Origin of the sequence: Streptococcus sanguinis (assembly GCF_013343115.1) — a bacterium.
In the GTDB taxonomy this organism is placed as follows: domain Bacteria; phylum Bacillota; class Bacilli; order Lactobacillales; family Streptococcaceae; genus Streptococcus; species Streptococcus sanguinis_H.
The window spans coordinates 2,321,493-2,344,256 of sequence record NZ_CP054570.1 but is presented as its reverse complement, the minus strand read 5'-3'; the positions used below and the strand labels follow the sequence as shown (position 1 = coordinate 2,344,256).

Annotated in this window: 21 protein-coding genes and 2 pseudogenes; 3 read left to right on the top strand and 20 right to left on the bottom strand. The window is 42.6% G+C overall.

The window, feature by feature from the left end:
* Positions 1-3: 3 nt before the first annotated feature.
* The 4 genes from FOC72_RS11425 to FOC72_RS11410 all read right to left on the bottom strand — a co-directional run bounded on the left by FOC72_RS11425 (position 4) and on the right by FOC72_RS11410 (position 2,556).
* The gene (locus FOC72_RS11425) at positions 4-636 is read right to left on the bottom strand and encodes a class I SAM-dependent methyltransferase (RefSeq protein WP_002893945.1); all 633 of its coding nucleotides are present in this window, start codon (positions 634-636) and stop codon (positions 4-6) included.
* A gap of 52 nt (positions 637-688) precedes the next feature.
* A complete protein-coding gene (locus FOC72_RS11420) occupies positions 689-1,204 on the bottom strand; it encodes a histidine phosphatase family protein (RefSeq protein WP_002893946.1) in 516 nt (171 codons plus the stop codon).
* A 1-nt stretch (position 1,205) separates the two neighbouring features.
* Complete coding sequence (locus tag FOC72_RS11415) at positions 1,206-1,649, bottom strand: dUTP diphosphatase (RefSeq protein ID WP_002893947.1); 444 nt, start codon at positions 1,647-1,649, stop codon at positions 1,206-1,208.
* 217 nt (positions 1,650-1,866) lie between these two features.
* Positions 1,867-2,556 carry a gamma-glutamyl-gamma-aminobutyrate hydrolase family protein gene (locus FOC72_RS11410; protein WP_002893948.1) on the bottom strand — a complete coding sequence of 230 codons (690 nt, stop codon included), beginning with the start codon at positions 2,554-2,556 and terminating at the stop codon, positions 1,867-1,869.
* Positions 2,557-2,783: 227 nt separating this feature from the next.
* On the opposite strand from FOC72_RS11410, the gene FOC72_RS11405 reads away from it, so the two are divergent.
* Positions 2,784-4,757 (top strand): peptide ABC transporter substrate-binding protein, encoded by a 1,974-nt coding sequence (locus FOC72_RS11405; protein WP_002893950.1) that lies wholly within the window; start codon positions 2,784-2,786, stop codon positions 4,755-4,757.
* Positions 4,758-4,873: 116 nt separating this feature from the next.
* On the opposite strand, the gene FOC72_RS11750 is transcribed toward FOC72_RS11405, so the two are convergent.
* The 4 genes and pseudogenes from FOC72_RS11750 to FOC72_RS11395 all read right to left on the bottom strand — a co-directional run bounded on the left by FOC72_RS11750 (position 4,874) and on the right by FOC72_RS11395 (position 8,351).
* Positions 4,874-5,512 (bottom strand): ABC transporter ATP-binding protein, encoded by a 639-nt coding sequence (locus FOC72_RS11750; protein WP_437344467.1) that lies wholly within the window; start codon positions 5,510-5,512, stop codon positions 4,874-4,876.
* Between the two features lie 285 nt (positions 5,513-5,797).
* Positions 5,798-6,526, bottom strand: a pseudogene (locus FOC72_RS11745) (ABC transporter permease); the annotation flags it as partial.
* Positions 6,505-6,643, bottom strand: a pseudogene (locus FOC72_RS11740) (ABC transporter ATP-binding protein); the annotation flags it as partial. The pseudogenes FOC72_RS11740 and FOC72_RS11745, both read right to left, overlap by 22 nt.
* Before the next feature lies 1 nt (position 6,644).
* Positions 6,645-8,351: an ABC transporter ATP-binding protein gene (locus FOC72_RS11395; RefSeq protein WP_032913992.1), complete on the bottom strand. Its 1,707-nt coding sequence runs from the start codon at positions 8,349-8,351 to the stop codon at positions 6,645-6,647.
* A gap of 159 nt (positions 8,352-8,510) precedes the next feature.
* Here FOC72_RS11395 and FOC72_RS11390 point away from each other — a divergent pair, with 159 nt between their 5' ends.
* Positions 8,511-9,533, top strand: coding sequence for an NAD(P)H-dependent glycerol-3-phosphate dehydrogenase (locus tag FOC72_RS11390; RefSeq protein WP_002893957.1), 1,023 nt, complete (start codon positions 8,511-8,513; stop codon positions 9,531-9,533).
* A 16-nt stretch (positions 9,534-9,549) separates the two neighbouring features.
* A complete protein-coding gene (gene galU, locus FOC72_RS11385) occupies positions 9,550-10,455 on the top strand; it encodes a UTP--glucose-1-phosphate uridylyltransferase GalU (RefSeq protein WP_002893959.1) in 906 nt (301 codons plus the stop codon).
* Positions 10,456-10,555: 100 nt separating this feature from the next.
* On the opposite strand, the gene FOC72_RS11380 is transcribed toward galU, so the two are convergent.
* From FOC72_RS11380 to FOC72_RS11325, 12 genes are all read right to left on the bottom strand, one after another.
* Positions 10,556-11,239: a rhomboid family intramembrane serine protease gene (locus FOC72_RS11380; RefSeq protein WP_002893961.1), complete on the bottom strand. Its 684-nt coding sequence runs from the start codon at positions 11,237-11,239 to the stop codon at positions 10,556-10,558.
* Positions 11,223-11,759, bottom strand: a complete 537-nt coding sequence (locus tag FOC72_RS11375; protein ID WP_002893964.1) for a 5-formyltetrahydrofolate cyclo-ligase — start codon at positions 11,757-11,759, stop codon at positions 11,223-11,225. Before FOC72_RS11375 ends, FOC72_RS11380 begins: the two co-directional genes overlap by 17 nt.
* A gap of 20 nt (positions 11,760-11,779) precedes the next feature.
* Positions 11,780-12,913, bottom strand: a complete 1,134-nt coding sequence (locus tag FOC72_RS11370) for an N-acetyldiaminopimelate deacetylase (protein ID WP_002893966.1) — start codon at positions 12,911-12,913, stop codon at positions 11,780-11,782.
* Between the two features lie 77 nt (positions 12,914-12,990).
* On the bottom strand, positions 12,991-13,689 hold the full coding sequence (gene dapD / locus FOC72_RS11365) for a 2,3,4,5-tetrahydropyridine-2,6-dicarboxylate N-acetyltransferase (protein ID WP_032913994.1): 699 nt from the start codon (positions 13,687-13,689) through the stop codon (positions 12,991-12,993).
* 457 nt (positions 13,690-14,146) lie between these two features.
* Positions 14,147-15,043, bottom strand: coding sequence for a hypothetical protein (locus FOC72_RS11360; protein ID WP_002893969.1), 897 nt, complete (start codon positions 15,041-15,043; stop codon positions 14,147-14,149).
* Between the two features lie 229 nt (positions 15,044-15,272).
* On the bottom strand, positions 15,273-16,166 hold the full coding sequence (locus FOC72_RS11355; RefSeq protein ID WP_002893970.1) for a hypothetical protein: 894 nt from the start codon (positions 16,164-16,166) through the stop codon (positions 15,273-15,275).
* A gap of 74 nt (positions 16,167-16,240) precedes the next feature.
* Positions 16,241-17,224, bottom strand: coding sequence for a hypothetical protein (locus FOC72_RS11350; RefSeq protein WP_002893971.1), 984 nt, complete (start codon positions 17,222-17,224; stop codon positions 16,241-16,243).
* A 71-nt stretch (positions 17,225-17,295) separates the two neighbouring features.
* Positions 17,296-18,603, bottom strand: a complete 1,308-nt coding sequence (locus tag FOC72_RS11345; protein WP_002893973.1) for a caldesmon family protein — start codon at positions 18,601-18,603, stop codon at positions 17,296-17,298.
* A gap of 508 nt (positions 18,604-19,111) precedes the next feature.
* Positions 19,112-20,125: a hypothetical protein gene (locus FOC72_RS11340; RefSeq protein WP_002893974.1), complete on the bottom strand. Its 1,014-nt coding sequence runs from the start codon at positions 20,123-20,125 to the stop codon at positions 19,112-19,114.
* Positions 20,126-20,155: 30 nt separating this feature from the next.
* Positions 20,156-21,091: a hypothetical protein gene (locus FOC72_RS11335; RefSeq protein ID WP_002893977.1), complete on the bottom strand. Its 936-nt coding sequence runs from the start codon at positions 21,089-21,091 to the stop codon at positions 20,156-20,158.
* 79 nt (positions 21,092-21,170) lie between these two features.
* On the bottom strand, positions 21,171-22,028 hold the full coding sequence (locus tag FOC72_RS11330) for a hypothetical protein (protein WP_002893978.1): 858 nt from the start codon (positions 22,026-22,028) through the stop codon (positions 21,171-21,173).
* Between the two features lie 322 nt (positions 22,029-22,350).
* Entirely contained in the window at positions 22,351-22,731 is a 381-nt protein-coding gene (locus FOC72_RS11325; RefSeq protein ID WP_002893979.1) for a PTS glucitol/sorbitol transporter subunit IIA, read from the bottom strand.
* Positions 22,732-22,764: the final 33 nt, after the last annotated feature.

Genomic DNA, 22,764 nt, shown 5'->3' with positions numbered 1-22,764 from the left:
TCCTTATTTTCTAATAATCCAAACAAAAGTAGATAAGACCTGACACACCTGCTCTATATTAGTAAAGCCAGCCTCTTCCAGCATGTCCGCAACTTCTTGAGGCGAGAGGGAATTCATCAAACCAGCTTGATTCTCATAAGTACGCTGAACTTGTTGCTGATTAGCTCCTAGCTCTGAAGCAAGTGTTTTCCAATAGCCCAGTTGCTGGTTGGAAAAAAAGCTAAGAATCAGAAGGCCACCTTCACTTAAAGAGTCATAAATTTTTCGAAGAAATAAGCTGGGATTTTCAACAAACTGCAATACTAGCAAGCAAGAACAAATCTGATAAGCAGAAGGCAGCACTGCTTCTTCAAACCGACTATTAAGATACTCCGCTTGAGGCAGATGAACCTGACTTTTAAGCTCTTGTAGCATCGCCTCACTTGGCTCCACAACCGTCACCCCTGCCTTAGGAAATAAGGATGCCAAACCATTCAGCTCATCCGTCTGGCTTGCCAAAGCTAACACCTTATCGACTTTTAAACCGGGTGCTAACCTAAGCAATACTCCTCGGAAAATCACATCTAGCATCACATCATAGCCTGGAATTTTCTGACGAATTTCTGTTGCATAGTCCTTGTTCTTAAATTCTTTCATATTTTCTTCTATCTCAAAATCCTTTTATTAAGATTCTTTTTACAACGAAACATTAAAACTTCAATTCACATTCAACAAACTGGCAAAAATCAATCTGCTGATCAGCCACAAACTGGCGGATGAGCATGCGATGGGCTACAAGAGCTACCGTCTCGTAGTCTCTGTATTTGCTTAAGGTACGCAAAAAGCGGGCTTTCATCTGCTCAGCTGTCTCATACCGGACAGGACTTCCTGCAGGAAGAGAACCATTATTCTCAAAAAATAACTTCCGAGCCTGCTCAAACTTTTCTATCCCACTCTCGTATACCTGCCATTCATGTAGAAAAGGCTCCACAAAAAGCGGCAGTTGGCGGTTTCGAATCAGATAGGAAGCCGTCTCCAAAGCCCGCGTCACAGAAGAGGAAATCAGAATTTCCGCCTGTTCCAGCAAAGGATTAGCAGCTGCCTCTGTCGCCATCTGACGACCAGCAGCCGACAAGGGAGCCAAATCTAGTCCAAATCCAGTATAGCCAGCCTCTTCCAAAAATGAATAATCTGACTCTCCGTGACGGATAAAAATGATTTTCATACTAATGTCCTGTCGACCCAAATCCGCCGGTCCGCACACCTTCCGCTTCATCTCCATCAGCAATCAGAAATGATGCAAAGACAGCCTGCACTACACGTTCGCCAACTTCAAGGACGACTTCCTGATCCGTGATATTCTTCATTTGGGCAAAGATATGGCCTTCGTTTCCAGGATTACCATAGTAGTCGCCATCAATGACCCCAACGGAGTTAATCAAAACCAGACCTTTTTTACGAGGATTGGACGAGCGGTCGTAAAGATAGAGCACCTCGCCCGGCTGCATATAGGCCTTGACACCAGTCGGAACCAGCTTAATCTCCCCTGGCGCAATGAGGGTGCGCTCTGCCACTTTCAAATCGTAGCCAGCTGCGTGAGCCGTCTCTCTCTTGGGCAACAAATCTTCATTTGTAAAGCTGGAAACCAGCTCGAATCCGCGAATTTTCATGTATTTCTCTTTTCTATTTTTGCTGTCCCTATTATACTAAATTCGCAAAAAACAAGCAAAAAAACCGCCAATTGGGCGGTTCTTATAGGGAGATTATTATGAAAAAGAAAAGTTTTAGGATTTCTAAACAAAGTTAGGAGGTCTTTGTTTATAGTCTTAGTATAGAACACTTATCTTAAATTTTCCTAAAAGTAACTTAAAAAAATAAAATAATTTTTTACAGCTCTTGCAAGAGGTACTGAAATAGCTCCAAATTGCCCTTTTCTTCGTTTATTAAAAACTCCGGATGCCATTGAAGACCTATGATACGATGATTGTCAACCGATTCAATCGCTTCGATGGTATTGTCTCTGGGATCAAAAGCTGTCGCGCGGAAATTAGGCGCCAAGTCTTTGATGCTTTGGCGATGGACCGAATTAATCTGGCTAGCCTGACCAAACAAACGCTCCACAACGCTGTCTTTCTCCGTACGAATGGAGTGCGAAGTACCAAATGGCAAGCCCTGCCAGTGATTTTCGATATGCTGATTGAGAGTGCCGCCAAAAGCAACATTGACCAACTGCAGACCGCGGCAAATAGCCATGACAGGCTTGTTTTGGCGCAGAGCTTCTTTCAAGAGAGCCAACTCAAACTCATCGCGGACAATATTGTAATCATCGCTGTCAATGGTCTTTTCTTCCCCATAAAACTGTGGGTGAACATTTTGCCCGCCTGATAAAATCAGCTTGTCAATCGTTTCTACATAATCCTGAACTAAACTTTTATCCCCGACGGGAATCACCATCGGCAGGCCACCAACCATTCGTACGCCGTCCACAAACTTGCGTGAAACAGAGGTGTGAATATTTTTTCCAGCTTCATCTACTGGACAAAGATTGGCTGAAATTCCAACAATTGTTCTGCACATACCGTGATTCCCCCTTATTTGATATAGTATATCTTACCACTCCTCTGCGAAGCCGTCCAATAGATTTTTTTAAAGCTGGTTATAAAAATTTTTTATCAGAATATGCAACACTATAAATCTCTTTTTTAAAATTTAGAAAAACATTTCAGAATTATCAGAAAATTATTTACTTTTGACAGAAATTTGTTATAATAAGCAGTGTAAAAACTCATGACTTGGAGGTCCCTATGAGAAAATCAAATATTCTTCTTGCCGCAGGGCTCACTCTGCTCTCTGTCGGCTTACTTACAGCTTGCTCTGGAGGCGGAAGTTCCCAATCCAGCAAAAAAATCTACAGCTATGTCTTTACGTCTGATCCAACGACTTTGGACTACATCCAGTCAGCAAAGGTGTCTACCCACGAGCTGACTACAAATGGTGTAGACGGCTTGCTGGAAAATGATAAATATGGAAACTTAGCTCCGTCTATCGCAGAAGATTGGACAGTCTCTCCAGATGGTCTCGTCTATACCTATAAGCTGCGCAAAGATGCCAAGTGGTATACCGCTGATGGCGAAGAATACGCAGATGTCACGGCTCAGGACTTTGTAACAGGTATCAAACATGCTGCTGATATCAAATCAGACGCCCTCCCTCTTATCCAAGATTCCATCAAGGGACTGAGTGAATATGCAGCTGGTACCAACAAGGACTTTTCAGCTGTTGGAGTTAAGGCACTGGACGATCATACGGTTCAATATACACTCAACAAGCCTGAAACCTACTGGAACTCTAAAACAACATCAGGTGTTATGATGCCGGTCAACGAGGCCTTCCTAGAAAAGCAAGGCAAGGAATTCGGTCAGGCAACCAAAGCCGACTCCATTCTGTATAACGGTCCATTTATCATGAAATCCATTACTTCTAAATCCTCTGTCGAATTTGAGAAGAACCCTAACTACTGGGATAAGGACAAGGTTAAGATTGATGGCGTCAAACTATCTTACTACGATGGTTCTGACCAAGATTCATTAGCGCGGACCTTCGGAGATGGCGGCTACAGTTTGGCAAGACTCTACCCAGCCACTTCCAGTTATTCCTCAATCGCTGAGAAATACAAAGATAATATCTTCATGACAGAAGCAGGAGCGGGTGTCGGTCTAATCAGCTTTAACATTGACCGTCAAAGTTATAACCATACTTCTAAAACCAGCGATGAACAAAAAGAAGCTACCAAAAAAGCTCTGCTGAACAAAGACTTCCGCCAAGCTCTAGCCTTTGCCCTTAACCGCGAAAGCTATTCAGCTCAGGTCAACGGAGAAGATGCAGCCAAGCCAGCTGTCCGTAATCTCTTTGTTCCGCCAACCTTCGTACAAGCCAATGGCAAGGAATTTGGCACTCTGGTCGAAGAATCACTAGCTTCCTATGGTGACGAGTGGAAAGGTATCAAGCTGGATGACGGCCAAGACGGTCTCCACAATACTGACAAAGCCAAAGCGGAATTTGCCAAAGCCAAGCAGGCTCTTGCAGATGAAGGCGTACAATTCCCAATCCATCTAGACGTTCCTGTCGCTCAGAATTCTACTAACTTCGTCAACCGCATGCAATCTCTGAAACAGTCACTAGAAGAGGCTTTAGGAAAGGACAATGTCTCTGTAGACCTACAGATGCTGGCTGAGGACGAAGCACTAAACATCACCTTCAATGCTGAAGCTGCTAGCCAGGAAGACTGGGATATCAACGGTCTCGTTGGCTGGGAGCCAGACTACCAAGATCCATCTACTTACCTGGACATTTTAGTGCCAGGTAACAGCACTCAGACCAGAACCTACCTTGGATTTGAAGACAAAGACAATGCTGCTGCTAAAGCTGTAGGACTGGATGAGTACAGCAAGCTGATCGAAGAGGCCGGAAACGAAACACAAGATGTTGACAAGCGTTATGAAAAATATGCTGCAGCTCAAGCATGGCTGACAGATAGTGCCCTCGTTGTGCCAACTATGAGCAGCAGAGGAGCAGCACCGTTCATTTCTCGGATTGTGCCATTTACCAACTCTTATGCTCAGACAGGTACAAAAGATGCCAACTACCATAAATACGTGGAAATCAGTGATGAGATTGTCACGACTAAAGACTATCAAAAGGTCCAAGAAAAGTGGAAAAAAGAAAAAGAGGAATCCAATAAAAAGGCCCAAGAAGATCTGGCTAAACATGTGAAATAATCACTACTTTGATGTTAATTAAAAATCCAGCAGGAAAAGAAACCTGCTGGATTTTTTAAATTTTCTATTTAATATTTTAAAAGCCTGGCTGATTATCCAGCTGCAAAACCAACCAGCTACTCAAAGACAAACTGGTTGTGATAGAGCTCTGAGTAGAAGCCACCGAGTTTAAGGAGCTGGTGATGATCGCCCTGTTCGATAACCTCTCCGTCTTTGAGGACGATAATCTGGTCGGCATTGAGAATTGTCTTGAGGCGGTGAGCAATGACAAAGCTAGTTCGGCCAGCCACAACGGCTTCCATGGCTTGCTGAATCTTGCTCTCCGTCACCGTATCGACATTGGAAGTCGCTTCGTCCAAAATCAAGACTTGCGGATCAGTCAGCAAAGTTCTAGCGATGGAAATCAGCTGTTTCTGCCCAGTTGAGAAAATATTCTGGTCATCATCTACCAGAGTATCGTATTTGTCTGGCAGACTTTCAATATAGTCATGAATATGGGTCGCACGCGCAGCCGTTTCTACCATCTCCTGACTGGCATCCGGCACACCGAATCGGATATTGTCCCGAATCGTACCGCTAAAGAGCACCGAATCCTGCAAGACAATGCCCACATGACTCCGTAAGCTGTCCAGCTCATAGTCACGAATGTCGCGACCGTCAAACTCAATGCTGCCACTATCCACATCATAAAAGCGATTGAGCAGGTTCATAATGGTCGTCTTACCTGAACCAGTAGGGCCAACAACAGCCGTCATCTTGCCCTTAGGGGCTAAGATAGACACGTCTTTGAGAATGGGCTTGCCTTCAACATAAGAGAAGTCCACATGCTTGATATCCACGGAGTCTGTGAGCTCTGTGAAAGCAGGGGCATTCTCCGGCCGGACTTCCTCCGGCGCATCAAACATCTCCTGAATCCGGTCAGCCCCTGTAAAGGCCAACTGCAAACTGCCCCAGCTGGCCGCAATCTGGATGATAGGCTGATAATACTGCTGAGAGAACTGAGTGAAAGTGGTAATCAGGCCAACTGCAACAGCCGTTTCAACATTAGGGTCGCTCAGTAAGACAGCTGAACCAACAAAAATAACAATGGCTGTATTAATCAAATTCATCCCGTTCATGATAGGGAAGAGAAGCCCTGAAAAGGTCCGTCCTTTAAAGGTTGCCGAGCGTACGCGGTCATTCTGCTCAATGAAACCTTTGATGACCTCCTCCTGCATTCCCTGAACGATAACAGCCTTCTGACCGGAAATGGTCTCGTCCATATAAGCATTGAGGCGACCGACTTCTTTTTGCTGAAGATTGGTGTATTTCCGAGCCAGCCTAACAATGACCACTAGAAGAAGAAAAGCAACCGGCGTGCTAGCTACCGTTATCCAGGCCAATCTAGCATTTTGAACAAACATGATAATCACGAGGCCCAGATAGAGTAAGGCATTGCTCATAACCTGGATCATACTCTCGTTTAGAGCCTGCAGGATATTGTCCAAGTCGCTGGTAAAGCGCGACAGAATGTCTCCATCCTGATGGCGGTCAAAGAAAGCAACTGTCATCTTGGACAGCTTGCCAAACAGGCCCTTGCGCATCTCATTGGTCGAATGGGCAATAACTCGGGTCATCAAAACCATGTAAATCAAGCTGGAAACAGACAGGCAGACAAAGGACACCAATACACTGCCCATGACGCTGCCAAAAGTTGACAGAATCTGATCAGTCTCACCCTTCTCCGCAAAAGCCCGTCCCAACTCAACCAAATGCTGAACAGCCTGACCGACATAAACCGGAAAAAGGACCTGAAAAACAGTCGCTGTTATCATCATCAAAAGGACAACGACAAAGGATAATTTGTAACGCTTAAAATATTGCCAAAAAAATGCAATCGTCCGCATCTTAGTCCTCCTTTCCTTTCTGAGTTTCGTAGATTTCACGGTAAACATCGTTAGTGGTGACCAATTCCGCATGCGTCCCTTGGCCAATCAGCCGTCCTTGATCCAAGACCAGAATCTTATCTGCATGAACGACGGAGCTAATCTTTTGAGCAATGATAATCGTTGTCGTTCCTTGCAGCTCCTTGTTCAAGGCTTCTTGAACCAGCTTTTCTGACTTGGCATCCAAGGCTGAGGTCGAATCATCTAAAATCAAAATATTGGGATTGTTGACAACACCTCTGGCAATCGACATCCGCTGCTTCTGACCGCCAGAGAAGTTGCTGCCACGCTCCTCCACTGCACTGTCAAAACTCTCTTCCATACGGCTGATAAATTCACTGGCTTGGGCAATACGAGCCGCCCGCTCCATTTCAGGCAGCGAAGCGTTGAGCTTGCCCTGACGGAGATTATCCGCAATGGTCCCGCTAAATAGAAGCGCCCGCTGCAGCACGATAGAAACATTTTTGCGAAGAGTTCCCTGACTAAGCTCTCGCAAATCTCGGCCGCCAATCTTGACAGAACCTTCCTGCGGGTCAAAAAGACGGGGAATCAGCTGGGCCAAGGTAGATTTCCCAGCGCCTGTCGCACCGACAACGCCAATCATTTGCCCCGGCTCAACCTCAAAGCTGATATCCTTTAGCATTGGATCGTCATCATTGGGATAGGAAAAAGTCACATGCTCAAAGCTGAGGCTGCCTTCTAGTTCTTCATCTGGCGAGTCTGGGAAAGTCATGGCTGGCTCCGTCGCCAATACCTCCTTGATCCGACGGATAGAAATGATCCCCCTCGTCACGCCATTTCCCAAGAAGCCAACCATAATGATGGTGAAAATAATCTGACTCAGATAACCGATAAAAGAAGCGATAGAGCTGACCAGGCCTGGTTCCGCCTGAATCATGCCAGATAGAGTCCAGATAGCCAAGTAAACTGAACTGTAGCCAACCAACATCATCAGCGGCTCAATGATTGAAAATGCATAGCCAATGTAGAGATTTTCTGATAAAAGCTCATCAGACACCTGACTGAACTTATAAAACTGGTCTTCCTCCCGAACGAAGGATTTGACCACTCGCACACCACGAAGATTTTCTTTGGCAATGGCATTGATCTTATCCAAAAGAGTCTGGAATTTCTTAAAACGAGGCCCCATCATCCCCATCATGACAGCCGTTAAACCAGCTATGAGCACAATCAGTAAGAAGATAATCCACCAGAGAGAGGGCATGGTCACAATGGCCAGGATGACTGAACCAATAAAAAGGATGGGCAATCGAAGAAGAATTTGAAAGAGCATCATAGTCACATTTTGAATCTGATTGATGTCATTCGTCATCCGCACGACTAGATTTCCAGCGTTGAATTCCTCGATATTGGCATAAGAAAAGGTCTGAATCTTGCGGAAAGTCTCCTCACGGAGATCTGATGAAACAGCTTGGGCAATGTAAGCCGCCAAGGTCACATTAATCCCTCCTGCCACCAGTCCAACAAAACCGATGCCAATCAGCCAGCCGCCCATACTGTAGATGGTCTGGCTATTTTGCTCCTGCAGAGCATCTAAGATGTGCTTTAAAAACCAAGGCAGCAAAAGTGAGCTGGCAATCATCAGCGAGGTCATCAAAAGCGAACTCAGGGCATACCATTTATACCGTAATAGACTTTTAAAAAACATGCTTCCTCCTACTTTTTTCATATTTGGCTTAGTTTCCTTACTATATCATAGATAAAAACAATGTCAAGCAAGAAATTTCTTATATTATATGGTAAAATGAGATATAGACTCTAAAACCGATTTAAATTCAGACTCGGAATTTCATCATAAGGAGAAGATATGGATAAACAACGAGTTGCTGTGATTGGTCCTGGTTCTTGGGGAACGGCCTTATCACAAGTGCTAAATGACAACGGACATGAGGTTCGTATTTGGGGAAATATCGCTGAGCAAATCAACGAAATCAACGACGAACACACCAATAAACGCTATTTCAAAGATATTGTACTGGACGAAAAGATCAAGGCTTATCATGACCTAGAAGAAGCTTTAAAAGATGCGGATGCCGTGCTTTTTGTCGTGCCGACCAAGGTAACCCGTCTGGTAGCCAAACAAGTAGCCCAGGCTCTAGACCACAAGGTGAAAATCATGCACGCCTCCAAGGGACTGGAGCCCAATACTCACGAACGGATTTCAACTATCCTAGAAGAAGAAATCCCTGCAGAGCTACGCAGCGAGATTGTCGTCGTCTCAGGTCCCAGCCATGCTGAGGAAACCATTGTACGCGATATTACCCTAATTACTGCTGCTTCTAAGGACCTAGAAACAGCTAAGTATGTGCAGGAGCTCTTCAGCAATCACTACTTCCGCCTCTACACCAACACCGATGTCATCGGAGTAGAGACTGCAGGCGCTCTGAAAAACATCATCGCAGTTGGAGCTGGTGCTCTCCATGGACTAGGCTATGGTGATAACGCCAAGGCAGCTATTATCACACGCGGTCTGGCCGAAATCACGCGTCTAGGTGTCAAGTTAGGAGCCAACCCTCTAACCTACAGCGGTCTATCTGGTGTCGGTGACCTGATTGTCACAGGGACCTCTGTCCACTCCCGCAACTGGCGGGCCGGCAATGCTCTAGGACGCGGCGAGAAATTATCTGATATTGAAGCCAATATGGGCATGGTTATCGAAGGGATTTCCACCACCAAGGCTGCCTATGAACTGGCCCAGGAGCTGGATGTTTATATGCCGATTACCCAGGCTATTTACAAGGTTATTTATCAAAATTGTAATATCAAAGATGCCATTTATGAAATCATGAACAATGAATTCAAGGCTGAGAACGAATGGACTTCGTTCTAATAGAAAGGAAATAATTATGTCAAAAGTTAAGAAAGCCGTCATCCCTGCAGCTGGTCTCGGAACCCGCTTCCTGCCAGCTACTAAAGCACTGGCCAAGGAAATGTTGCCAATCGTTGACAAGCCAACCATCCAGTTTATCGTTGAGGAAGCTCTCAAATCTGGAATTGAAGATATTCTAGTTGTCACAGGTAAGTCAAAACGCTCCATCGAAGACCACTTTGACTCAAACTTTGAATTGGAATACAACCTCAAAGAAAAGGGTAAAGACGACTTGCTCAAATTGGTCGATGAAACCACTGGTATCGGTCTGCACTTTATCCGTCAGAGCCATCCGCGCGGACTGGGAGATGCTGTCCTTCAAGCTAAGGCTTTCGTAGGAAACGAGCCTTTCGTTGTCATGCTGGGCGATGATCTCATGGACATCACCAATGATAAGGCTGTGCCGCTGACCAAGCAATTGATTGATGACTACGAAGCTACTCATGCTTCTACCATCGCTGTCATGCAGGTGCCTCATGATGAAGTTTCCTCTTATGGTGTGATTGCCCCTCAAGGTGAAGGTGTCAAAGGTCTCTACAGCGTAGAAACTTTCGTCGAAAAGCCAAAACCTGAGGATGCACCGAGTGATTTGGCTATTATCGGCCGTTACCTGCTGACACCAGAAATTTTTGAAATCTTGGAAAAGCAAGCACCAGGTGCTGGAAATGAGATTCAGCTGACCGATGCGATTGATACTCTTAACAAGACGCAGCGCGTGTTCGCTCGCGAATTTAAGGGCGATCGCTATGATGTCGGTGACAAGTTCGGCTTTATGAAGACTTCTATCGACTACGCCCTCAAGCATCCGCAGGTCAAAGACTCCTTGAAGCAGTATATCATTGACTTGGGTCATACGTTAGAGAAAAAACAAAGTAAAAAATAATTGATTCAAACAACTAACTTTGAAAATAAAATTTTAGCTATAAAAAAGAGGTTCCCAACCTCTTTTTTTGATATTTCATCAGTTATTTTCTAAAGATTCATTAAATCAAGGAATGATGAAAGCCAAGAAAAATCAGAAGGGCAGCCAAGGCTAGATAACCAAATAGGACTAGCCAGCGCTGAGTAGGTTTAAAGGCATTGCTTGAGCTTTTGACAGGAAGAATGACCGCGCAGAGTATACCACCAATCAAACCACCCAAATGCCCAGCCAGACTGATGCCAGGCATGAAACTAAAGATGATATTGACCACAATCAAGGTCATATAAGACTGCCCCAGCTGCTGAATATAGCTGTCGCGAACGACATATTGCAAGGTCACGATAGAGGCAAAAAGTCCAAACAAGGCTGTAGAGGCTCCTGCTGACAGAGTATCCGGACTGAAAAAGAAGACAAAGATATTTCCCATCAGGCCTGACATCATATAAAGCAGAAAGAAATTTCGCGAGCCAAAAATATCTTCTGCCTGCCGTCCAATAAAATAAAGAGTAATAACATTTACCACAAAGTGCTCCAAGCCAATATGCACAAAGATAGCAGAAAAGAGGCGCCATATCTGAATGGGATTCATGATAATAGTTGGAGAATACACTGCTCCAAATTCAAAGACCGTTTGTGCTTCAGCATAAGAAAAGCCACGTAAAATAAGCATCCCCACAAAGACAAGTGTTGTCAAAATTAGCAAAATACTGGTCACAGGATATTTTTTATCATAGATGTAGTTCATAAGTCAACACTTCCTTTACTGCTATATCGTGATAATCGGGTTCAAAATCAGACTGTTGAAAACTATAGATGCTGCTGATAGACGCTCCAGCAAAATCAACCAGATAACGGTCATAGTAGCCGCCGCCGTAACCAATCCGAAAGCCTTGAGAATTGAAGACCACACCCGGCACATGAATCAGATCAATCTCCGTCTTCTCCACAGCCTCTTCGCTCATCGGCTCCATAAGGCCAAAAGAGCTCTTTTGCAGGTGGCTTTCATCATAATCCACAAATATCATCCGACCTTGGCCATAGGTTTTGGGCACTAAAACCCGCTTACCATCTAACTGAGCCTGCTTGATAAAGGCTGCAGTTGAGACTTCATGTGGCATAGAAAGATAGGTAGCGATAATCTGAGCTTTTTGATAAGCTGCTGAACTGAGCAAGTGCTGGGTCAGCCAGCTATCTGCCTGCTCTTTTTCTTTTCCAGAAAGTTTCTTCATCTGGTTCAGTACAGTTTGTCTCAGCTCTTTTTTCATGCAGCTCGTCCACCTTTTCCTTATCTTTCGTTGATTTTATAATCTAGGAACTTCCCAATCTTTTCAATAGCAAAGGGCAGTGCTGCCTCATCCGGTGTCATCTTGGGATGATGAAGGGCGTAGGGACTATCCACTCCCAGCCAGAACATGACGCCCTTGACCTTGCTGAGCAAATAACCGAAATCCTCGCCTGTCATAGCCGGCGCAATATCAATCAGCTCCACTCCTTCTTCCTTCTGGAAAAAGTCCATCAATTCGTCTGCCAGACCAGGATGATTTTCTACAGGCAGATAACCACCTTGTTTAAGCTCCAAGTCCAATTCCAGACCGAAACTTTGGGCTAGACCCTCTGCTATTTCCCGTAAGCGCTTCTGAGTCAAGATGTTCATATCCTGAGTCAGAGTCCGAATGGTGCCATGCAAAAAGGCCGTTTCTGCTATGACATTGTTGGTCGTGCCAGCATGGAGCGAACCAAAGGTCACAACTGCCCCCTCGATAGGATCGACATTGCGGCTGACAATGGTCTGCACCTGGGTGATAAAGTAGCTAGCCACCACCAAAGCGTCATTGGCTTCATGAGGAAAGGCCGCATGGCCCCCCTTACCCTTAAAAGTCAGCTTGACTTCACAGGTGCCAGCAAAGAGAGTTCCTCTGTTAGTCGCAATATCACCGACCTTGAGGTCCGGTCGCACATGAAGTCCATAAAACTCATCTGGCAGCCAGTCGCCAAAGGCACCGTCTTCATACATGAGCATACCGCCAGCTTCATTTTCCTCAGCAGGCTGAAAGAGAAAGAGCAGATTGTGGGTAGGCTGATCGCTCACAGCTTTCTCCAGCAGGCCTAGAGCGACCGTCATGTGCATATCGTGTCCGCAGGCATGCATACGACCTTCATGAGTGCTGGCAAAGTCCAGTCCTGTATCCTCCACAATCGGAAGACCATCAATATCTGTCCGCCAGCCAATCGTCTTATCCGGCGAACTTCCCTTGATAAAGACCAAAATACCAGTCCGCCAAGTTCGGATTTCCACAAAGTCTAGACCTGCTGTCAGTCCATCAATGACCTGCATCAGGTAGGCATGAGTCTTATATTCTTCCAGACCGATTTCTGGTATCTGGTGTAAATCACGGCGAATTTTCAGGTAATCAAGCATTGTTTCTTTCCTTTAAAATCTTGTCAGACCAGTCAAAGTGTTGGGCCGTACCCAATCAATTCATCTTTATGCTATTTTTAAAGAGTACGCAGGGCATCTTCCAGAGCTGTCTTCTGCTGGGTCTTTTCATCAATGGTCTTGATAACTCGTGCCGGAACGCCAGCAACTACTACATTTTCCGGAACATCCTGGATCACAATCGCACCAGCCGCAACAACGGAACCACTGCCAATTTGTACACCTTCGATCACAACCGCATTGGCACCAATCAGTACATTGTCTCCAACGCGAACTGGCTCAGCACTAGCCGGCTCAATGACTCCCGCCAGAACAGCACCTGCACCGACATGACTGTTTTTACCAACAATTGCTCGGCCGCCCAGAATAGCACCCATATCAATCATAGTTCCAGCACCAATTTCTGCACCGATATTGATGACTGCCCCCATCATGATGACAGCATTATCACCAATTTCGACTTGGTCACGAATAATAGCGCCTGGCTCAATGCGGGCATTGATGTCACGCTTATCCAAAAGCGGCACCGCTGAATTGCGGGCATCCTGCTCCACGACATAGGTCTTATTTTCCTCTAAGTTCGCTAGGAGTGGCTTAATTTCTTCCCAATCCCCAAAAAGAACATTGCCTAACTTCACAACAGACCAAGGAATCGAACCGTGCAATTCTCCATTAAAGGTCACCTTGACCGGAGTTTTTTTCTTGGCATCAGCGATAAATTTGATAATTTCTTGAGCGTTCATTTTAGTAGCAGACATAGCTTTACCTCTTTGTTCTTTCCATTTCTTTATGTAGAGAAAGATATACTCTCTCCTAGCCATCTAATATTTATCTATTATAACACAATTCAGAAGTTTAGTTTGCACTTTATTAGAATGATACTATTATTTCCTACTCAGAGGATTGAATATTTTTTAAATGGAGTCTCCCACCCTTATCCTCCTCAAATTTCAAATGACAGTAGATTCTAATCTAACATAGACTCAGATTAATGTTCCTTGATTCCTACTTTGTAATAAGTATTTGGAAGCTCCAAATGTTTTAGGACTCTCTAGATACCCGATTGAGATAAGGCCCATTACGACTGGTCCCATCTATTCCTTAGACTTTTACTACCTCAATACCTTTCTGATGCTCTCATCAGGATTTTTCTAGTTCTATTTTTGCCAGCCTCTTGATTTTTAAAGAAGATCCTAGCGTTTCTGGTCTATCTTCTCAGACCGTGCTAGTCAACAAACTTTTTAGACGGTAAAGCCCATTCACTTCGTCAAAATACAAAGAAACAGTCATATTGTCTGTGGTTGAGTAACTTAGACTAATTGAATTAACTTGCCCCTTAACTGATTTAGAAGCATAAATAGTCTTAGGCATCCCCAGTTCTGCTATGGCCTGTTTTACTTCCAATCCTTCTTGCTTATCTTGAGGGATAAGAGTTCGGTAATCATCAACCGATTTCGTAACTGGCCCCCAAGCATTACGAAATAATCTAACGTATACTAATGAGAGCTCTGTTCTACCCTCAACATCCCTAAACCTTAAGGTAATATCTCCTTTCTCTCCTATTAGTTTATATGTCAGTTCTACTAGTTGACTGCCTTTCACGCTATTATCGATGCTACCGGAACTAGCTTTTCCATACTTCTCGACAACATCCTGTGGAAGCACATTAGGTTCTTTCATCGTTTTTACCATCTGTAGTATATCTTCTATTTGGAAGTCTATTTGTCGATTCTCTTCTATAAGGTCAGAATAATCTTCAGTCAGCTTCTTTATGTTATCTTCTGATTCATTCTGAACTGTACTAGTAGACTGCACTGATGACTGGTTTCGTACTTGCTTGGACCTTGGCCACATATATGATACAAGTATTGCAAAACAAGTAATTAGCACTAGACCTGTAGAAACTACTAACAAAGAGGCGTATCGAGACTGACCTAAACTTGATATAAGTTTAGGTTTTCGACTACCTGCCAACTTTTTTTGCTGTTTTTCTTTAGCTGTAGCCTCAAAAACTTCCCCCTGAGGACTGCTATCAGAGAACACACTAGTTGCTTGCTTGTTGAATCCTGGCTTCTTTGACCACTCCCGTTGAACTTTCCGCCCTCTTCCCATGCTCTTCTCCTTAAATAAACCAAATTCCTATTTTTTCTAGCAATTATTTTTTTCAAAACAAAGAAGACCGTCTGCCTACTTTTTCAAAATCTGACAAATACTATCCATTCAATTAAAATGAACCTTGGTCGCACAATAGAGGATATTTTTAATTTTCCACTGCAATGAATACTCATAAGCGTCTCCGATTATTGCCTACCGATACTTTTCGCTCTCAAGGTAGCTAACATCAAGTGATATGTTTTTCGTAAAGAAGATAGTCACCGGCCTGAGAAACGGTGAACCAGAGACTTACATATTTCCCATTCTCCAACTTATACAACACATTCAGCTTTTGACTACTCTCGCCACCGGAATCAACTTCTATGTATTTTGATAGACCAAATTTCTCTAAAATTTCCTGATAGCTAGTTCCATCTTCGTTTTGAAACTCTTTACCAAGGACAAGATGTTCAAAATCTTCCTCTTTTAGATCCGTTCGGCTTTGAGCATACTGCGAACTAGCAAGATTATAAGAATAAATACCTGACAACTGATATTCATTATTTATTTTTTCAAAGTAGAAAGACAAACGCTGCCGCGGTTCTTCTCGAGAATAGAAAAGACTCATGCGCCCATCAGTCTGATTCAGGAAAGGAGCTAGATTACCTGACTGCGCTTTACCAAATTTCTTAACAATATCCTTGGGTGTTAGTCCAGACCCGCTTCGCTCATCAACATCACTTTTTTTCTGTAGTTGAAGCTGGCTAATATCCTCATAAGTCCAGTCAAAATGATTGTTCCCTTCATCCACATATTCATCCAATACTCTCTGAGGGGATAAGAAATATTCAAGCTGTTTTACCAAATAAGGAACTGATAAAAGCAAGAAGATGGACAAGAAACCTACTGATGACCACAACACTTGTTTATTAACAAGCTTACGTCCAAGAATTCCTTTCCCGTCTCTCTCGACCTGAGTAGAGCTCTTGTTTTCCACCCTATTCTTCGCAAATTCTTGGTACTCTGCTTCAGTAATAGCTAGTTTCTGTTCTCCTTGAACTTTTCCTGCTCTCTTCTGACCCTGTTGAAATTTAGTTTGACGCTTCTGACGCAGACTCTCCCAATCTTTTCTTGCCATCATTCTCTCCTTTATGCCCCAACTATCATATTATCCTCAATCAAATAATCCTAAACCGTAGAACAAAAATCTTCTTATCAATAAACATACTTCCGAGTCAGTCGATAATCCCCTGTCTTTGATAAGGCAAAGTCTAAGTAAAGATAGCTTTTATTCGTCAGCTTATATTTGAGATAGACAATCGTTCTGTCTTTATAGTCTACAGACTTGTTGATAACTTGTGGCAAACCAAAACGCGACACCACATCTTGAATGTGGGCACCTTGACCAAACTCGTCTGCTTTCAAGTCCTGGAAATCTGCTTCAGTCAGCGTTTCTGAGCCACTTGAGTAAAGCGAACTGCTCAGTTGGTTACCACGAATTGTGCTCAGTCGGTACTTGCCGTCAATTTTTTTGAACAAAAGACTAGCTGTTTGTTGTCCACTCGATTCACTATAAAAAAGATAAAGTGTATCGTCGCTACCGTTATTGCTTTCTCCTCCAGAAGTTGCCTTCCCAAACCGTTCGATAATTTCTTCGGCAGTTGGAGCGTCTTGTCCACTTCCTTGCTGTTCAGATGAATAGACTTGAAGAGCTAAGATATCATCAAATGTCCAAGCGAAGTTAGCTGCTTTCTTATCAACATAAGCTGTCGCTTCTTGAGAAGTCTCATCCTCAGGAACCTCCCATGAGCGAGATGATGTTTCCGAAAAAGAGTAACTCTCACTTTCCTTACTAGAGGACCAACTAGATTGATAGGTGTTGCGTTCCTGACTTCCCTTATTTGAAGAAACATATCGAAAAATAGGAATAAGCACCAATATCACTAAAAGAATTGACCCGCTTGTCCAGACCCACTTTAAATTTTTTCTCCTCTTCTCTACAAACTCCCCTTGCTTCCAATCAGTTTTTGTTTCGAGTTTCTTCTCTCCTGTTGGTAACTGATGTGATTCTTCTTTCGTTTTATCAATATCAGGACTTTTTTGAGGTTGTCGCTGCTCTTTTTTAGCTGACGCCGATTTACCTCCTGTAAATTTAGCCTTGTGCTGTTGTCTCAATGACTCTAAATCTCTTTTTTTCATCCATTCTCCTATTGTATTTTTTAAACTCTATGCTTTTGCACCTTGAACAAAATTAGCTTCTACATCAAGCACTAAGTGTTTGTTTCTCCTGCTCCATCCTCTAAGTCAGGACTTTTTTCTAATATATAATCTTGAGAATCAGAGATTTCAAAAGAAAGATGAACTATTTGGCCATCAGATAACTGGTAACTAATAGACACTTTGCTAGAAGATATGTAATTTGTATAGATAGAAAGACTATCTGGCAATCCCAATTGACCGACAACTTCTTGGTAGGATTTCCCTTTCTCTATACCAGAAAAATCTTGACGAGTTAATTGAGAATTTCGATTTGGTAAACTGTTGCTGCTAAGATGATGACTAAACAGAGAATCTAATTTAGGCGTTCCCACACTACCGTAACTAGAAAAAGAAATTGAAACCGAAGCATTTGATCCTGCATCAGGATAATCTAAATTCAGTGTTATTATTTGATTATCATAATTATGTTCTCTCCCAGATTTCGCTTTTCCTAACTTAGCAACCACTTCATCTGCTGTTAAACGAGAGGCAGTTCCTTTAAAATCCGCAAACAAAAGTGCGATATCATCATAAGTGATATGGAACTGATATTCTTCTCCAGCAATCAATTCTGAACGATTAGTAGAAGTTAAATCCTTTTCGCTGTTAGATGACGTTCCCCCCTGATAAATATCAAAAGAATCATTATAAATATTGTTTGTTTTAGAACTTGGATTGGAAACTAGCCCTGCAGCTCCTAGTCCTATGAGTAACATGAAAAACGCCCACATAAGTTTCCAACCCATAGAACTATCAGATGAAGACTCCGAATTTTCCTTCCAAAAAGCCTCATTCTCTTCTTTTTTAGCGAGCTCCTCAGCACTAAATCTCGGACGAAGCTCATACTCTTCTGCTTCAGATACAAGTTCTGAGTCTGGACGATTAGTTTCATCCTTAAAATAGAGTGATTCTTTCTTCTTAGATTTCAAGGATTCTAAAGCAAAAATAAGGCGAGATAACTCTCTCTCCCTCAGGTGTAAGAAGTCATCTGACTCAGCCGTTGAAACTCGTTTAATCTCTGTTTCAGTTCTCAAGCCGTCTGGAGTCTCTGAAACATCCTGATAGCTTAACTGAGCCCTACTATCTTTGTCGCTTACATTAATTACTGGATTAGAAGAGGATTCATTGAACTCAATGTTTTCTATTTTTTCTACTACTTTTTTCTCAATCATTTGAGATTGAGCCAAAACCTGAGATTTCTCTTCTTCAGATTTTTTGGATTGTGATACAGAATGTTTGATGCCACTTCTTTTAGGCTGAACCTTGTTAAATTTTGATTTATGTTCCCGTCTTAAGGCTTCCAGATTTCTTTTTTCCATATATTCTCCCAATCATATTTTTTAAACTAATCAGCATTAGTAAGATAGCATTTGTTATTTATTTTGATAGATCTGCTCTAACAGACAGTCGCTAGCTTCTCTTTCTTCAATAAGCTAGAAATACCATATCTGTATCAATAACTTTTTTAAAACATCATTTACTATTTAAAATATTTTACAACAAAAATAACTAATGTGAGACTTTGATGAATAGTCCTTTTAACTTCTCAGTTCACCCTTCCTCTAAACACTTTGAAAAGGCAATGTTTCGCTAAGACAGTCTTGTTCCAGTATATCATATTTTGAACAGGTTTAGCTCTAAATCTACAAGGAAAAAGACACGAACTTTCGTCCGTGCCTAACAAAGCAATTCCAAACCATATACCAACGATATTATTTAATTCTTTCGTTCAAAATGTTCCCGCTGTTAGCATCAATGGTTATTTTAATCTTTTGCGTACCGTTCAGAGCTTCCAGCTTGTGAGATAAGCACCCCTATTCATTTATTCTATTTAGAAAGATTACTCAATAGATACTGTCCGTTTTCCTGACGGATAAAAGTCAAAGTTATCTCCTTATTTGAAGAGGTTTCATAGTTTACAAGCATCTTCGGCTCTGATTCACCATCCCCATAAACTGAGATATGTTGATATTCTGGGTATTCCTTGATTACTTCTTTAAAGGAAGAACCGCCCTCGCCTGTTTCCGCATCACCCGTCTTTAAGCTCTCTGTAATCTGGCTAGATACCTTTTTATTATAGCTGTCACTGCCGGGCATAATACTCATACCCTGAAGATGGTAGCTACCATCCTCGTGTTTCATAAAGGTCAGAGTGGTATAACTAGAGTCAGGTAACCAAGACAATGAGAGCCCTTCTTCCTGAAACGTCACACTGCTGGCCAAGCCAAAATCTTTGACTACTTGTTCAGGGGTCAATCCTTCATCATCCGCACTAACAATGCTCAGCTTTTCAAAGTCTTTCACTTCCCACTCATACACATCCTCTTTTGACGGAGCCACAAAAGAAGCAACATCGCTTTGATGTCCCTTTCGAGACAGACTTGGCACACTTCCCCCACCCATAAAATCATTTAGGAAATAGCCGCCAAGACCTCCTAGCAATAGTCCCGCTGCCAAACCTATTCCTAAAAATCCTATCAGCTTGCCCGTACTATTTTTCTTTGGCTCTGGACTTGGCTGGGCAGCGAAGTTTGCAGCTTGCTGTGGTCCGGCAAAGTTCTGACCAGCTGGATTAAATCCCTGAGGAATTGCTTCTTGAAAAGCAGGATTTCCCCAATTATCCTGCTGAGGCATCTGCTGCTGAGGAGCTTCAAAAATGGGTTGCTGAACACCAAAATCTTGATTAGGATTCATCATTTCAGGACTGTCTCCTTCTGTTGGGAAAGGCTGCCCCTCTGTTGAGTTAGCTACAAATTGTCCTGAGTCTGATGACTGGACTTGCTGTGGATACGGAGCTAATCCTTCTAAAGATTGTTCCTGCGGTTTATTTTGTTCTGACATCGTTTCTCCTTTTATTATTTGAGTTCTATTTTATTTATTGGCAGTAGTGGACAAAAGATAGTTTCCGTCCTCCTGCTGAACGAAGAACAACCTATAAGTACCATCATTAGGAGCGTCATAAGCCACCTCCATAATGGTTTGACTAGTATCCTCACTGAAATCTTCATCTACACGAATATAGATACTCCTCGGACTGCCATATTCCTTAAAAACTTCCTTATAGGAAATGCCATCCTTACCAGTCTTTGCATCGCCTTTTTTCAATTTTTCAAAGTAATCAGCCGCCATCGCTTCGTCCTCAGCATTATGTTTGCTTCCTTCAAAGCGAATATTATAGATATGAAGGCTATTCAGATAGAAACCATCTTTTTTCTTCTCAAAAGCCAGAGAAGCGGTTTGATCTGTATAATAAACTGGCCAGTCCTCCTCATCATCAGAATCTTGAAGCGTTCCCCACTCTAAATCAAGGCTGTCACGAGAGATTTCTTCTTTTAAAGCCTTGCCATATTTATCAAGAATATCTTCCACAGAAGTACCATTCGTATCTGTCTGAATAGTATTGAACCGTAACTCTGACAAACTATCAATGTCCCACTTGAACTCAGTAGTATCAGGGTCAATGTACTGATCTGATTGATCTCTCTTTGATTCTCCAGCATCTGCCAAAGGATGAAGGACAGGATATTCTCCTCTGATGACCTCCGCTACTCCCATGCTATATCCCCATACTCCCCCTCCGATTAGTCCAAGACCAAGAGAGAGCAAGGCTCCGCCTATCAGGATTCCTTTCCAAGATTTATTCTTGGTCAAAGGCGGAGTTGGTCCCTGCGGACTTGAAACATGGCCCTGCTGAGGTTGAAAATGATGCGGGAATCCCTCTTGCGACTGAGCATTCTTTGAAGGCTCAAAAGAATGCTGTGTTTGCTGTTCTGTCAATCTTCTTTCCTCTTTCTTGTTTATTTCCAATAGTCTTATCAGTTCTCTTTTAATAACGAAATGCTTTGAAAGCAGTCAGTCACAAAAGATAAACTAAATAACTAAAAACTTACATTTCCTCTGACTTTATATATAAGAAATTTCCATCTGGCTGGCCTACAAACAATAGGTATTCATAACCATCTTCTGTTTTATAAGTCACCTCAGCAATCAGACGGTTGGAGATAATCTTATTATCCACATCACGCTCGGTGGTAATGACAATTTCTGACGGAACAGGATGCTTCTTCAGAACTTCCGATAAGGCTGTCCCTCCTTCACCCGTTTCCTTGTCTCCTTCTTTCAAACGTTCAAGGTCTTTGGGAGATAATACGCTCCAATCTGTCGTTTCCTTCCCTTTTCTATATTCTTTAAAAGAATCTCCAACTACCACTTGTCTCAGATAGTAGTTCTGGTCAACTTTATCAAATTGAAAAGAAATATTTTGCTCCTTATCCCTGACAGAAGGGCCCCATCGGAGTAACAGGCGATTACGATCATATTCTGCTGAACTAGCCAAGCCATAAGTTTCAACGATTTGATCAGCCGTCAGACCTAATCCTTCATCATTTGTATAGCTCAACCGTCCCAAGTCTTTCAATGTCCAATTAAACTGAACCGACTGCCCATCTGTAGTAAAGCTGTCACTCTTGTCTTTGGCTTCTTCCTGAGCCTTACTCAGACGCTTAATCCTTTGTATATCCTTATTTGTCTGCGCCTGCTTGCCGATAAAATAAGCTGAACTGCTGCCAATCAAAAGACCAATTATGAGAGCAAAAATTGAAAGTCCTATGACTTTTCCGATATTGCCCTTCTTATCAGGCAATCCTTGCGGCTGAATCTGCTGGAAATTCCCTTGCATTGGCTGGCTAGGTTGATTTTCTTGCCAAGCCCCTTGCACTTGACCTTGTCCATCTTTATCTGACATGGTTTTCTCCTTATAAATTTTATTGATTTGTCATATTGCGAAAACATTGAAAAATAATGACAAATTTTACAATATTATAACATAAATTATTCTTCCACTCAAAAAGGGAGTGGGAAAGAACTTCAAACAAGTTAAAAAGTTCGTCTTCCCACCCCCGCACAGTTGATCAGGCAATCTTTGGGGCTTAAAAAGCGAAGGAAGATGCCAATCAACCACTGCGTCATCTATTTTTTCTAATTTAGACCCAAAAGCCTGGACTTTTGCCCAGGCTCTGAATCAAGTTTTTAGACTCTTATTTTTCTAGTATTCTTATTTAGATATTTTATCCTAATTGAGCTACTTCAAAAATCTGAATGGTAGAGCCTTTTTCAATTACTACTGCTTGGTCTGCTGCGACATGGAGTGTACCAGGAAGGCTCCCCTCTTTTGAACCATCAAAAGAAATCGTGATATGGCCCAGTCCAGTTAAATTTTTTTCTACTACATTTCCCACGGAACTAATCGAATATTCCTGATTATCTACCACCAGCTTGCCGCCTTCTAGTATTGAACCTAGCAGATTTTTGTTATCAATCTTAAAACAATACTCTGCTAAATCTTCCGGTGCTTCTTCTCCAAATAAAATGAGCATATTGGCATCTTGAATCATATTCTGAGCTTCAGGCCCCACTTGAATTACTTTAGCTTCAAAAATTTTCTTCATCTAATTCCTATTTATCCTTTCTCTAATTTGTCT